The 13,315-nt window shown below is 66.0% G+C and carries 12 protein-coding genes; 7 read left to right on the top strand and 5 right to left on the bottom strand.

The features are described 5' to 3' along the window. Window positions 1-101: 101 nt before the first annotated feature. Window positions 102-1,610: a TIGR03767 family metallophosphoesterase gene (locus N416_RS0117430; protein ID WP_081654616.1), complete on the top strand. Its 1,509-nt coding sequence runs from the start codon at window positions 102-104 to the stop codon at window positions 1,608-1,610. Between the two features lie 61 nt (window positions 1,611-1,671). On the opposite strand, the gene gjpA is transcribed toward N416_RS0117430, so the two are convergent. Further along, on the bottom strand, window positions 1,672-2,706 hold the full coding sequence (gjpA, locus tag N416_RS0117425) for an outer membrane porin GjpA (RefSeq protein WP_024443384.1): 1,035 nt from the start codon (window positions 2,704-2,706) through the stop codon (window positions 1,672-1,674). A gap of 335 nt (window positions 2,707-3,041) precedes the next feature. Further along, a complete protein-coding gene (locus N416_RS0117420; protein WP_024443383.1) occupies window positions 3,042-4,163 on the bottom strand; it encodes a sorbosone dehydrogenase family protein in 1,122 nt (373 codons plus the stop codon). Window positions 4,164-4,296: 133 nt separating this feature from the next. Here N416_RS0117420 and N416_RS0117415 point away from each other — a divergent pair, with 133 nt between their 5' ends. Continuing rightward, on the top strand, window positions 4,297-5,112 hold the full coding sequence (locus N416_RS0117415) for a DoxX family membrane protein (RefSeq protein WP_024443382.1): 816 nt from the start codon (window positions 4,297-4,299) through the stop codon (window positions 5,110-5,112). A 33-nt stretch (window positions 5,113-5,145) separates the two neighbouring features. Here the strand turns inward: N416_RS0117415 and N416_RS0117410 are convergent, their stop codons facing one another. Then, complete coding sequence (locus tag N416_RS0117410; protein ID WP_024443381.1) at window positions 5,146-5,484, bottom strand: PH domain-containing protein; 339 nt, start codon at window positions 5,482-5,484, stop codon at window positions 5,146-5,148. 155 nt (window positions 5,485-5,639) lie between these two features. Between N416_RS0117410 and N416_RS0117405 the strand changes: the two genes are divergently transcribed. From N416_RS0117405 to ilvC, 5 genes are all read left to right on the top strand, one after another. Next, window positions 5,640-6,290, top strand: a complete 651-nt coding sequence (locus N416_RS0117405; RefSeq protein WP_024443380.1) for a TetR/AcrR family transcriptional regulator — start codon at window positions 5,640-5,642, stop codon at window positions 6,288-6,290. Next, on the top strand, window positions 6,287-7,141 hold the full coding sequence (locus N416_RS0117400; protein WP_024443379.1) for a metal-dependent hydrolase: 855 nt from the start codon (window positions 6,287-6,289) through the stop codon (window positions 7,139-7,141). Before N416_RS0117405 ends, N416_RS0117400 begins: the two co-directional genes overlap by 4 nt. Window positions 7,142-7,342: 201 nt before the next feature. Then, window positions 7,343-9,211 carry an acetolactate synthase large subunit gene (locus N416_RS0117395; RefSeq protein WP_024443378.1) on the top strand — a complete coding sequence of 623 codons (1,869 nt, stop codon included), beginning with the start codon at window positions 7,343-7,345 and terminating at the stop codon, window positions 9,209-9,211. Beyond that, window positions 9,211-9,723 (top strand): acetolactate synthase small subunit, encoded by a 513-nt coding sequence (ilvN, locus tag N416_RS0117390; RefSeq protein WP_024443377.1) that lies wholly within the window; start codon window positions 9,211-9,213, stop codon window positions 9,721-9,723. The genes N416_RS0117395 and ilvN overlap by 1 nt, the downstream gene beginning before the upstream one ends. 45 nt (window positions 9,724-9,768) lie before the next feature. Beyond that, window positions 9,769-10,770: a ketol-acid reductoisomerase gene (gene ilvC, locus N416_RS0117385; protein ID WP_192830591.1), complete on the top strand. Its 1,002-nt coding sequence runs from the start codon at window positions 9,769-9,771 to the stop codon at window positions 10,768-10,770. Window positions 10,771-10,884: 114 nt separating this feature from the next. Here the strand turns inward: ilvC and N416_RS0117380 are convergent, their stop codons facing one another. Together N416_RS0117380 and N416_RS0117375 are read right to left on the bottom strand one after the other, a co-directional pair. After that, entirely contained in the window at window positions 10,885-11,529 is a 645-nt protein-coding gene (locus N416_RS0117380) for a hypothetical protein (protein ID WP_155943396.1), read from the bottom strand. Between the two features lie 185 nt (window positions 11,530-11,714). Then, window positions 11,715-13,148, bottom strand: a complete 1,434-nt coding sequence (locus tag N416_RS0117375) for an NAD(P)/FAD-dependent oxidoreductase (protein ID WP_024443374.1) — start codon at window positions 13,146-13,148, stop codon at window positions 11,715-11,717. Window positions 13,149-13,315: the final 167 nt, after the last annotated feature.

Raw genomic sequence — 13,315 nt, 5'->3', positions numbered from 1 at the left:
GTCAATGAGACACGCCCTCTCGCTGGGCGCATGCCGAGCCGGCGGCGCTGCTGGCGTCGAATCCAACCGGCACCACCTTGGACGTGGTCAGCACTCCGGGCATGGCGCAAGCGGGTGGATACCGGCCGCTGGTCGCCGGCAGCGGTTGGCCGTTGTACATCCGCCAGGAGCTGGCCACCGCGGGCCCCGCGCGAGAGATGGCCCGCACCGCGTTGACGTCGTTCGTTCAGGTCACCGATCTGCACCTCACGGACGCGCAGAGTCCAGCCCGGTTCGAGTTCGTCCACCCGTTCATCTCGTCGGCCTACCGGCCGCATGAGACATTGACCACCCAGGGCGCGGTCTCGCTGGTGAAGCAACTTAACGCGCTTCCCGGCGGGCCGTTCACCGGGCGACCATTCGATTGCTTGGTCTGCACAGGCGACAACACCGACAACCGCGAGCTGATCGAACTCGACTGGTTTCTGACCGTGATGTCTGGGGGCTCGATCATCCCCAACACCGGTGCCCTGAATCGCTATGAGGGGGTCCAGGTACACGGCTCGTCGGATTACTGGCTGGCCGAGTCGCCCTACTGGGACAGCTACAAGGGCAAGGGATTTCAGCAGATTCCCGGCTTTCTGTCTGCCGCGATCTCCGCACACGTCAGCCCGGGTCTGCGGATGCCCTGGTACTCGGTGGTCGGTAACCACGACGAGCAGCTGCTCGGCACCGTCCCCAACGGCCTGCTGGATTGGATGTACACCTCGCCGATCAAATTCGACCTGCCACATACCGATCCCTCGGCGATCGCCATCGCCAAGGCGCTGTGCGCCGATCCCTCGCAGCTCGGCCCGATCCTGCTGCAGCTCAAGTCCGGCGGCCCCTTCCTGCCCTCGACAGTGGACCAGCGGCGGTTGCCATTCACGTTGAGCCAGTATGTTCGTCGGCACTTCGAGCCCGCCGCCACCGGTCCCGGTCCGGTCGGGCATGGTTTCACCGATCCGGACGGGCCCACCTGGTACACCTTCCAGGTCGCGCCCGGTGTGCTCGGTATCGCGATGAACACCACCAACGATTTCGGCTTGGCGACCGGCTCGATCAACGAAAGCCAGCTGATGTTCGTTCTCGGCGAGATCGACGCGCATCCGGACCAACTGGTGATTCTGTTCAGCCACCACACCTCGCGGACGATGAACTTCGGCCTGCCGGATCCGAATCATCCCGGGGAGAAGGTGTATACCGGTGCGGCGCTCGTTGCGGCGCTGTTGGAGCGGCCGAATGTGATCGCGTGGGTCAACGGGCACACTCACACCAACGAGATGATTCCCCACAAGGGGGCCACCCCGAAGCAGAGCTTCTGGGAGATCAACACGGCCAGCCATATCGACTACCCGCAGCTGGCCAGGATCATCGAAGTCACCGACAATCGCGACGGCACGCTGAGCCTGTTCACCCCGCTGGTCGAGGCCCAGGCACCGTTCACCGCAGATCCGAGCGACCTCACTCCCACCGGTCTGGCGAGCCTGTATCGCGAGCTGTCCTACAACGATCTGCATCGCAAAGATGCCCGCCTGGGTGCCGTGGCGGATCGCAACTGCGAGTTATTGCTTGCCCATCCACTGCACTGACGCGGAAATGTCGAAGTGGCCCCCTTCGCGGTGAAGGGGGCCACTTCTGCATTGCAGGGTTCTACCCGGACATGGCGAAGATGTCGGTCGCCAGCGAGGCCATCGTGTCGGCGCCGTCGCTCAACGGACTGCCCACGCCGTCCCAGCCGAGCGTCATGGCGATGATCTCCTGCAGGCTTTGCCACGCGCCCAGCAGTCCGACGCCTTGGCCCTCAATCTCCAGCGGGAAGCCCATGAGACCGGTGGTCAATCCCAGGCCGTTGATGATCGAGCCGCCGATACCGGGGGAGCTGCCGTCAGAGATCTCCTTGATGAAGCCCTCGACGTCGGTGCCGGTGACACCGGGCGACAGCAGCCCGCCGAAGGTGTAGCTGAGCGCGGTGACGTCCAGGTCTGCGGGCAGCAAGCCGGCCTCGGTCAGGCTGGGCAGCAGCGCATCCAGGTTGAGGGTGGCCCCGTTGAGGAGCCCGCCGACCATGCTGGCCGGGATGTTGGCCACGCCCTGCAACGCCGCGGTCCAGTCCGGCTCGTCGCCGGACAGAGCGGCGCTGATCTCGCTGACGCTGTTGCCCAGTGCCACCAGCGGGCTGATGGAGGGGCCGAGCGCGCCGATCAGCACCCCGCTGAGCGGTGACGCCAGGAAGGAGAGAATCGGCGTGAGCTCGTCGGTGGTGAGCGGGAAGTCCTCGGGCATGTACTGGGGCATCACCAGCGTGACCAGCGCCTGCAGCGCGTCGTTGCTCAGCAGCAGCGGCGACATCGTCAGGTCGGTCGCCATGTTGGGCTGCACGATCGCCTCGAGGACCGCCTGCGGGTCGATGGACGTGCCATTCATGAGGTCGGCGATCAGCTGCTGGGCGGCCACGCCCGGCACCGCGGACATGTGGTCCCACAGCGTGCTGGCGTTGTCCTTGGCGGTGGCGAAGACGTCCTGCCAAGCGCCAAACAGGTCGAAGTCGGCGGTCAGGGCCACAGCGGCCGAGTGGGAAGGGCTCAGACCGGGCAGCGGAACGGTGACCGGGGTAACGGCGACGGCGCCGGCGCCGATGAGCGCGACGCCTGCTGCGACCCACGGAGCGGGGGCAAAGTGTTGCATTGGTCTCCTAGTTACGTAAGCGTGACGGCTGCCACGGCAACGAAAGGCTACCTGAAAGTAGCTTATGTGCAAATGAACTGACTGCTAACAAATGCCAAGGTCGCCTCAAGCACGCCCTGCATGAACTGGGGTTATTTAGATCCGAGAAAAATGATTGACAGAGAATTCTCAGAAACTTAGTTGCGTCCAGCGGAAGAGCGGAGGCTGCGAGTGGACCAAAGTGGTGTCTGGGAGCCTTGCGGCCGCGAATGAACCGATGGCTCGGCAGCGCGAAGCTGACAGAAGCGGGCCTCGCGGGCGCTTAGTTGGTGGCGCGGAGGGCGCCCGACGCGCGTCTAGTCTTTGTCGTCGTTGGCGCGCGGGAACCCGCCGCCAGACGGGAACAGCGGGAAGACCACGTCATCGAGCTTCTCGGCATCCCCGGCGGTCTTATTCACCGTCGCGCCCCAGACGTTGCCGTCGGGCGACATCTTGACCGCCCAGACGTGGCCGTGGGTGTCCTGGCGCATGACCTCGGGTTCGCTGGTGACCGATCCGGTGCCCGCGGCCAGTCGCACGGCCACCGTCTGCTTGGTGTTGACCAGGTTGACCAGCACGATGCCGTCCATCGCGGCGCAACCGGCGACGCCGGGCTTATCCGGCCACGTCCACACGGTCGACACCCGGGAATCCTTGGTGATGCGTTGCAACCGGTCGCCGCTCGGCGTTCGGTCGGTGACGTAGAGCGAGCCGTCGACGTGGTCGATGCACAACCCGCCGCCGGCGCCCATCCCGCTCAGTGCGGTGGTGGGCGCGGCTTGGCCGATGGTGGTGGGTTGCTCGATGCGCAGCACCTTGCCGGCCGTCGAACCGGGATCGGCGGCCGCGGCGGGATTGCCCGCATCGCCGGTCAACACCACCAGGGTGGTCGGACTGGTGAAGATCAGCGCGCCGGTATTGCCCGTCGCGCCCTTGGGGATTCCGGTCAGGATGTCCTTCGGGACGTCACCGTCGGCGATGCGGATCACCCGGTTGTCGGTGGGCGTGCTGATGTAGGCGTACATCAACCGGTCCTGCGTGTAGGTCGGTGACAGCACGATGTCCATCAGGCCGCCGTCACCGGCCGGGTCGACGCCGATGACGGTTTTCACCTTGGGCTCGGCGGACAGTGAGACTTCCTTGACCGCGCCGGTGGTCCGTTCGGCGACCAGGGCCGATTTGCTGTCGCCATGCATGATCAGGCCGCTGGTGCTCTCGAGGCAGCCCTGCATCACGCCGGGTGCCGGGCACTGTTTCGGGAACGGGTTGGCGGGCAGCGGTGGCGGCGGCGGGGGAGTCGTGGGCGGCGCCATCCCGCGCCGCGGCACGGTGGTGAACGGCTGAGACTGGGCGTCATCGAAGTGTGCGCAGCCCGTCAGAACCAGGAGCGCCGCGCACAGTACGACAGGCACCCGGTGAACCACCCCGCGCATCCGCATGCCCGTCAGGTTACGGACACCTGGTTGGGTTTCGCCACGACGCCCGCCGCAGTGCTGCACCGGGCCGGATTCGATTCGCTAACGAAGCCGTTCAAATCCCCAATCCCGCCGGGGTTGCACTTACTCTGACAGGGTGACCAGTCATGGTGAGGGCTCACACTGGCGTCGGCCGGGTGAGACTGCCGACGCAGGAAAAGGACGTCCGAAGTCGGCACGTCTGGTAGATCCGGAGGACGACATGCCATCACCGACTTACACCGGTGATTTCGAGACCGCGGCCATTCCGGCTTACGACCCCACCGGTGTTCGCCCGGTAGGCGCCGGCTACCACCCGTTGCCCTACGCCGAGCCGCAGGCCAACCCCGGCCGCGTCGGAGTTGCCATCGGCGGCGACACCGACGGCGATGAACCGTTCCGGGCGGTGGACCGGCGCGGCACCCAGGACCTCGGTCTGCTGGTTCTGCGGTTGGGCCTCGGTGTGCTGTTGGTGGCCCACGGGCTGCGTCAGTTGTTCGGGTGGTGGGGCGGTCAGGGGCTGGCCGACTTCAAGAGCTCCATCGCCGCGGCCGGCTACCAACACGCCGACATCCTGACCTACGCGGCAGGGGGCGGGCAGATCGCCGCCGGCCTGCTGCTGGTGCTCGGGTTGTTCACCCCGCTGGCCGCCGCCGGCGCGCTGGCGTACTTCATCAACGGCGTGCTCACCGGCGTCGCGTCGCATAACCAGGGCCGGTTTGACCTCTTCCTGCCCGACGGCCACGAGTACCACGTCATGCTGATCGTGGTGGCGGTGGCGATCGTGCTGGTCGGGCCCGGACGGTACGGCCTCGACGGCGACCGCGGCTGGGCTCGGCGGCCCTTCATCGGATCGATCGCGGCCCTGGTGCTCGGAATCGCCGGTGGTATCGCGATGTGGGTGTTCCTCAACGGAGCCAACCCGCTGGGTTAGCACGGCAGTGGCGCGTCGCCGCGCCCTGCTTACTCAGCGATACGGGTTGGGCACCCGCCCGCCGCTGGCCTCGGTGAGCAGCGGCAGGGTGGCGAAACTTACGGCGGGCAACCGCACAATCTCGCCGTCGCGCAGGTGGGCCTGTGCCCACGATCCCCGGGTGAATCCCAGTCCGTCGATGGCATCCCAACCCATCGAGCGGCTGCCGGTCAGGGTCCGGACGGTGATCTGCTGAGCGTCGGCCACCGTGCGCCACCGAGCGATCAGCACCGAGAGCAGGATCGGCAGCGCCAACAGGGGTGCGGTGACCGGCCAGGTCAACACGGGGATCAGCAGGCCGAGGGCCAGAAAGCCGACCGCGAAGTGGGCCATCGGCGAGATGCGGATCACCAGAGGCGCGGGAGCGGAGGAAGGAGAGGCCACCCCCGCATGATGTCACCGTCGGCGTCGGCGGACCGGTCGGTGGTACGCAGCGCCCGGTAAAAATAAATATTGACTACTTATTTTATGTATTGCATGATTGTCGCGTGTCGCCGACAAAGCCCCGCCGGACCCAGGCGGAGCGCACTGCCGAAACCCGGCATGCGCTGCTCAACGCGACGCTCGACGCGCTGGTGGAAGTCGGTTTCAAGGGAACCACCACCACCGAGGTCGCCCGCCGCGCCGGCGTCTCGGTCGGGGCGCTGCAGGGACATTTCCCGACGAAGGTCGGGCTGCTGACCGCCGCCATCGAGTTCTCCCTGAATCGCCGCATCGAAGAGTTCGAGGTGTTGATGGCCGGGCTTGATCCGTCCGCCGACAAGCTCGATGAGGCTTTCGACCTGCTGTGGTCGATGTATTCCGGTCCGACCTTCACCGCAACGCACGAACTGTGGGTGGCGGCGCGCACCGACCGGGAGCTGGCGCCGGCGGTCATCGAAACCGATCGGCAGTTCGCGGAAGCCTGCGAGCGGGTTTACGACCAACTGCTCGGCCCGGCCGACCCGGCCGCTGTCGCCGCTCCACGGTCGCGCATCGGCCTGCAAATGGCTTTCGTGCTGATGAACGGCCTGGCGATGTCGCGGTCGATAGACGGTCACGAACCGGTGGCCACCAACGACATTCTCGACACTTTCAAAATGCTGGTTCGGCCGCTGGCGACCGGCATTGCAGACCCACAACCCGAGAGAGAGTCATGACCGCCAACGAGAACCGCCAACCGGCGGTACAGCCGCGTCGCATCCGGTTCAACTACCCGGTGGCGGCCCTGGACCGCCACTTCGTTCAGGGCGACCTGGTGATGAGCCACTTGATCGCGCACCTGTCGGCGGTGTTCCCGGAGGGCGAGGACTTCTTCATCCGTTCGGTGCGTCGCTACGCCGACCAGATCACCGACCCCGAACTCAAAGACCAGGTCAAGGGATTCATTGGCCAGGAGGTCACCCACGGGCGTGAGCACCGTGCGCTCAATGAGCGCCTGCACGAGATGGGTTACCCGACCCGCAGGATCGACCGGCTGGTGAACCGCCGCCAGAAGGCCATCGAAGCACGGTTCTCCCCGCTGACCTGCCTGGCGATCACCGCCGCGCTCGAGCATTTCACCGCTGTCTTCGCTGAGACCCTGCTCTCGGACGAGCGGGCCCAGGCCCTGCTCGGCACGACCGAAGTACGGTCCATGCTGTTGTGGCATGCCATCGAGGAATCCGAGCACCGCTCGGTGGCGTTCGATGTCTATCGGTCGGTCGGAGGCGATGAGGCCCGCCGGATCAAGGTGATGAAGGTGATCCGGTTCACCTTTCCCCTTGCCGTCGTGGCGAACACCATCATCTCGCTCTTCGCAGACCGGGCTGCCTACAACCCGGTGCGAACCGTCCGCAGCTTTGCGGCCCTGCGGCGATCGCCGTTTTTGACCCGCGCCGTCTTCAGCCGGCTGGCCGAGTACATGCGCCCGGGATTCCATCCCGACGACCAAGACAACACAGCGCTGCTGCAGCACTGGGAGGCCGAGCTGTTCGGCGAGCAGGGTTCCCTGGTCGACCACCTGAACTGAGCGCTCGCTCATTTGACGCACGCTCGGTCCAGCGGCTACCGTCGTCTGCTATGGACAACGGCATGCTCGTAGTAGCCCACTGCGCGTTGGTTGTTGCCTGAACTTCCAACACCGACGCGCAACCCTCGTGCAGCAGCTGAGCTGGCGGGGGTTTTTTGTTGCCACCAGTTCTATAGCACCAGAGGAATTGAAGAGGAAACCGTGAGCGCACCCACCACGCGACCGCCGGAGCGGTCGGCACCGTCTCAAGCCGCCAACGGGGCTTCGGCCTCGGACGCAGCTTCAGACAAGGCCAAACCACCCGCCAAGCGGGTCCCGCCGGAGCAGATGACCGGTGCCCAATCGGTGATCCGGTCACTGGAAGAACTCGACGTTGACGTGATCTTCGGCATCCCCGGCGGCGCGGTTCTGCCGGTCTACGACCCGCTGTTCGACTCGAAGAAGCTGCGCCACGTGCTGGTCCGCCACGAGCAGGGCGCCGGGCACGCGGCCAGCGGCTACGCGCACGCCACCGGACGGGTCGGGGTCTGCATGGCCACCTCCGGTCCCGGCGCCACCAACCTGGTGACTCCGCTGGCCGACGCGCAGATGGACTCCATCCCGGTGGTCGCGATCACCGGCCAGGTCGGCCGCCAACTGATCGGCACCGACGCCTTCCAGGAGGCCGATATCTCCGGCATCACCATGCCGATCACCAAGCACAACTTCCTGGTGCGCAACGGTGACGACATCCCGCGCGCGTTGGCCGAGGCCTTCCACATCGCGGCAAGCGGACGACCTGGCGCAGTTCTCGTTGATATCCCCAAGGACGTGCTGCAGGGCCAGTGCACCTTCGCCTGGCCGCCTCGGTTGGACCTGCCCGGCTACAAGCCCACCACCAAGCCGCACAACCGGCAGGTCCGCGAAGCCGCCAAACTGATCGCGGCCGCCAGCCGGCCGGTGCTCTATGTCGGTGGCGGCGTGATCCGTGGGGAGGCCTGCGGGGAACTGGCCGAGCTGGCCGAGCTCACCGGCATCCCGGTGGTCACCACCTTGATGGCCCGCGGTGCGTTCCCGGACAGTCACCGTCAGCACCTGGGCATGCCCGGCATGCACGGCACGGTGGCGGCGGTGGCCGGGCTGCAGCGCTCGGATCTGCTGATCACCCTGGGTGCCCGATTCGACGATCGGGTCACCGGCCAACTGGACTCGTTCGCCCCGGACGCCAAGGTGATTCACGCCGACATCGATCCCGCCGAGATCGGCAAGAACCGGCACGTCGACGTCCCGATCGTCGGTGACGTCAAGGCCGTCATCACCGAGCTGCTCGAGGCGCTTCGACACGAGAAGCTGTCGTTGGATCTGACCGACTGGTGGACCTACCTCGACGGGGTGCGTTCCACCTACCCGCTGAGCTATGGGCCGCAAAGCGACGGCAGCCTGTCGCCGGAGCTGGTGATCGAGACGCTGGGCCGCATCGCCGGGCCCGACGCGCTCTACGTTGCCGGCGTCGGCCAGCACCAGATGTGGGCCGCGCAGTTCGTGAAGTACGAGAAGCCGCGCACCTGGCTGAACTCCGGGGGATTGGGCACCATGGGCTTTGCGATCCCGGCGGCCATGGGCGCCAAGATGGGCCGCCCGGACGCCGAGGTGTGGGCGATCGACGGCGACGGCTGCTTCCAGATGACCAACCAGGAGTTGGCCACCTGCGCGATCGAGGGCATCCCGATCAAAGTGGCGTTGATCAACAACGGCAACCTGGGCATGGTGCGGCAATGGCAGACGCTGTTCTACGGAGAGCGCTACAGCCAGACCGACCTGGCCACCCACTCGCGCCGCATCCCCGACTTCGTGATGCTGGCCGAGGCCCTGGGCTGTGTCGGATTACGTTGCGAGCGTGAAGAAGACGTCGAAGAGGTGATCAACGCGGCCCGGGCGGTCACCGACCGGCCGGTGGTGATCGACTTCATCGTCGGCGCAGACGCGCAGGTGTGGCCGATGGTGGCCGCCGGCACCAGCAACGACGAGATCCAGGCGGCACGTGGCATCCGGCCGCTGTTCGACGACGAGAACAACGAGGGGCACGCGTGATGGCGACAGGTTGGAAGACCCACACGCTCTCGGTGCTGGTCGAAGACAAGCCCGGTGTGCTGGCGCGCGTGGCGGCGCTGTTCTCCCGGCGCGGCTTCAACATCGAGTCACTGGCCGTCGGCGCCACCGAGACCAAGAACATGTCGCGCATGACGATCGTGGTTTCGGTGGAGGACACCCCGCTGGAGCAGATCACCAAGCAGCTCAACAAGCTGATCAACGTCATCAAGATCGTCGAGCAGGAGGAGGACAACTCCGTCTCCCGCGAGATCGCACTGATCAAAGTCCGTGCTGACGCCGGCACGCGTGGACAGATCGTGGAGGCGGTGAACCTGTTCCGCGCCCGGGTGATCGACGTTTCTCCGGAGTCGCTGATCATCGAGGCCACCGGAACCCCGGCCAAGTTCGATGCGCTACTGCGGGTGCTGGAGCCCTATGGCATCCGCGAAATCGTGCAATCGGGTCTCGTATCGTTGTCTCGCGGTCCGCGCGGCATCGGCACGACCAAATAGTCCCCTAGAAGAGATAGAAAGAAGTGACACAAAGTGGCAGTTGAGATGTTCTACGACGACGACGCTGACCTGTCGATCATCCAGGGCCGCAAGGTCGGCGTGATCGGTTACGGCAGCCAGGGGCACGCGCATTCGCTGAGCCTGCGCGACTCTGGAGTGCAGGTAAAGGTGGGCCTCAAGGAAGGGTCGAAGTCACGGGCCAAGGTCGCCGAGCAGGGCCTCGAGGTCGACACCCCCGCCGAGGTCGCCAAGTGGGCCGACGTGATCATGGTGCTGGCGCCCGACACCGCCCAGGCCGAGATCTTCACGAACGACATCGAGCCGAACCTTGTGGCAGGTAACGCGCTGTTCTTCGGTCACGGCCTCAACATCCACTTCGGCCTGATCAAGCCGGCCGCCGACATCACCGTCGGGATGGTCGCGCCCAAGGGCCCGGGTCACCTGGTGCGCCGGCAGTTCGTCGATGGCAAGGGCGTGCCCTCGCTGATCGCCATCGCGCAGGACCCCAATGGCGAGGGTGAGGCGCTGGCCTTGTCGTATGCCAAGGGCATCGGCGGCACCCGGGCCGGCGTCATCAAGACCACCTTCAAAGAGGAGACTGAGACCGACCTGTTCGGTGAGCAGGCCGTGTTGTGCGGTGGCACCGAAGAACTGGTCAAGGCTGGCTTCGAGGTGATGGTCGAGGCGGGTTACGCCCCGGAGATGGCGTACTTCGAGGTGCTGCACGAGCTCAAGTTGATCGTCGACCTGATGTATGAGGGCGGCATCGCCCGGATGAACTACTCGGTGAGCGACACCGCGGAGTTCGGCGGCTACCTGTCCGGTCCGCGGGTGATCGACGCCGACACCAAGCAGCGGATGCGTGACATCCTCTCCGACATCCAGGACGGCACCTTCGTCAAGCGCCTGGTGGCCAACGTCGAAGGCGGCAACAAGGAACTTGAGGGTCTGCGCAAGGAGAACGCCGAGCATCCCATCGAGGTCACCGGCAAGAAGCTGCGCGACCTGATGAGCTGGGTGGACCGGCCCATCACCGAGACCGCCTGAGCCGTCGCCGCTGATTTCGACGCGGTAGCCGTTGGCCGCAACGGTTATCGCGAAGAAGACCTACCACGACGAGTGGCCCCTTCCCTGGAAGGGGCCACTCGCCGTTTGCGGTAGTTACAGACTGCCGAGCAACCCGTCGAGCCAGCCGGACAGGTCCAAGCCGTCGAAGATGGCCGACAGGTCGAAGCTGTCGAACAGCGCCGACAGGTCGAAACTGTCGAACAGGTTCGACAGGTCGAAGTTGGTCAGCAGGTCGGTTAGGTCGCTGAAGATCCCCGACAGGTCGAAGTTGGTCAGCAGGTCGGTCAGGCCGCTGAAGATCCTCGAGAGGTCGAAGTTGGCGAAGATGTCGCCGAGGCCGCCGAAGATGGCTGACAAGTCGAAGTTGTCAAAGAAACTGCTGAGGGTGCCGGAGAGGTCGAAGTTAGCCAGGAAGTCGGTGAGTCCGCTGAAGATCCCCGACAGGTCGATATTGGCGAACAGATCGTTGAAGATGCCGGACAGGTCGAGGTTGGCGAACAGGTCGCTGAAGATCGCGGAAAAGTCGATGCTGTTCAGCCAGTCGCCGAGTCCGGCGAAGATGCCGGCGAAGTCGATGCTGCCGAGACCATCGCCGAACACACCGCTGCCATCAGCGGTGAGTTCGATGGCTGGCATGTGCACGTCCGTCGGGGCGACGATGACGGGAGTGGCGGCGATGGCGCTGGCGCCGATGAGCGCGGCGCCCGCCATGGCTAACGGACGAAGGATGGTGGGCACGGTTTCTCCTTAAACTAGATTGTGGCCTGTGTCACGATTAGGGGTTTGTGTAACGCCCAACACAAGTTAGCTGAGGCTACACCAAAGCTGGCAATGTGTCTCTAGTTAACTGGGAAATTTATGTGCGGAATATAGATTCCCGCAAAGCTGACGCCTTCGCTGGCGCCGAATGTGGACGAGGTCCGTCAGGGCGCCAGGCTCGGCAGCCGGCCAATTCCGAATTCACGTCGCAGCACGGTGCGCGCGGCGTAATAGCCGGCCATGCCGTGCACACCGGCTCCTGGGGGTGTGGCTGCAGAGCACAGATACACCCCGGGAATCGCTGTGGCCCAAGGATTTATCCGTGGCGTTGGCCCCGACAGAGCCCGCCACGCACTGTTGCCTCCGGCGGAGATGTCGCCTCCGACGTAGTTGGCGTTGTGGTTAGCCAGCTGGGCCGCGGGCACGGATCGCACCGCCACCACGATGTCGCGGAAGCCGGGGGCGAATCGCTCGATGCCGGCGGTGACGGTCTCGGCTTGGTCGACGGTCGATCCGGCCGGAACGTGGGCATAAGTCCACATCGGGCGGCGTCCAGCAGCGTCGATGCGAGAGGGATCTACCAGATGAGGTAGCGCCGCCAGGATCATCGGCTGCTGCGCGTGCCGGCCGGCGGCGACCTCCGCCTCGGCGCGGGCCATCTGTTTGCGGTCACCCCCGAGATGCAGCGTGGGCGCCTGCGCCAGGCGCGAGTCGCTCCACGGCACCTCATCGGAGAGCACGAAATCGACCTTGGCGGCCGCAGAGCCGAAACGGTAACGGCGCAGCGCCTTGGCGTAGCGGGCGGGCAGGGCGTCGCCGTAGACCTTCAGCAGTTCGGTCGGCGCGGTGTCGAACAGCACGGCGCCGCCCGGCGGCTTTCTCACCGGCTGATCGGTGGAGAGCCGGCCGCCGTGGGCGGTCAGGTCGGCGATCAGCGCGTCGGTGATGGCCTGGCTGCCGCCGACCGGGATGGGCCAGCCGACCGTGTGACCAAGCGTTGCCAGCATCATGCCCGCGCCGGCCGAGGTCACCGACGGCAGTCGCGAGATCGTGTGCGCGGCCACCCCGGTGTAGAGGGCGCGGGCGTCCTCGCCGGGCAGCGTCGCGTTCCAGGCCGGGCTGGCCTGCGCGGCCATCCTCAACCCCAGTCGGGCGACCGTCGCGATCCCGGACGGCACCGACCGCTTGTCGCCCAGCAGAAATTCCACGACCGACCGGCTGTCGGCGACCAGCGGACCCAGCAGCCGGCGCCAGGACGCGCCGTGCTCGAGCTCCGCGCAGGTCCGCTCAAGGTCGCGGTAGGCGATCGCCGCGGGCCGGTCATCCAGCGGATTGCCGTAGGAGATCTCGGGAGAGGTCAGCTGTACGCCGCGGGCCGCGAGGTCGAACTCGGTGAAGAACGGCGACGCCAGGCCGAGCGGGTGAACCGCTGAGCAGATGTCATGGGCGACGTCACTGAATTCTGGATCGGCGGCCGTGCGAGCACCGCCGCCGAAGGTGGGTTGGGCTTCCAGAACCTGAACCGACAGGCCCGCGCGGGCACAGATGACGGCGGCGGCCAGGCCGTTGGGTCCACTACCGACGACGGTGACATCCATCCGTCGATAGTAGGGAGCGACCCGCGCTATGCGGCCAAATCGGGGTGCACCCCCAGCACCGGCTGCCGGACACCGCCGTTGTCGAATTCGGGGCACCACGGCCGATGGCCACGCTCATCTGGCCACACCAGCTGCAATGCCCGCACACTGCCGGGCTTGCGACCGGC

Origin of the sequence: Mycobacterium sp. UM_WGJ (assembly GCF_000455125.1) — a bacterium.
Taxonomy (GTDB): domain Bacteria; phylum Actinomycetota; class Actinomycetes; order Mycobacteriales; family Mycobacteriaceae; genus Mycobacterium.
The sequence above is the reverse complement of the archived record's forward strand: the minus strand, read 5'-3'. Positions and strand labels throughout refer to the sequence as shown.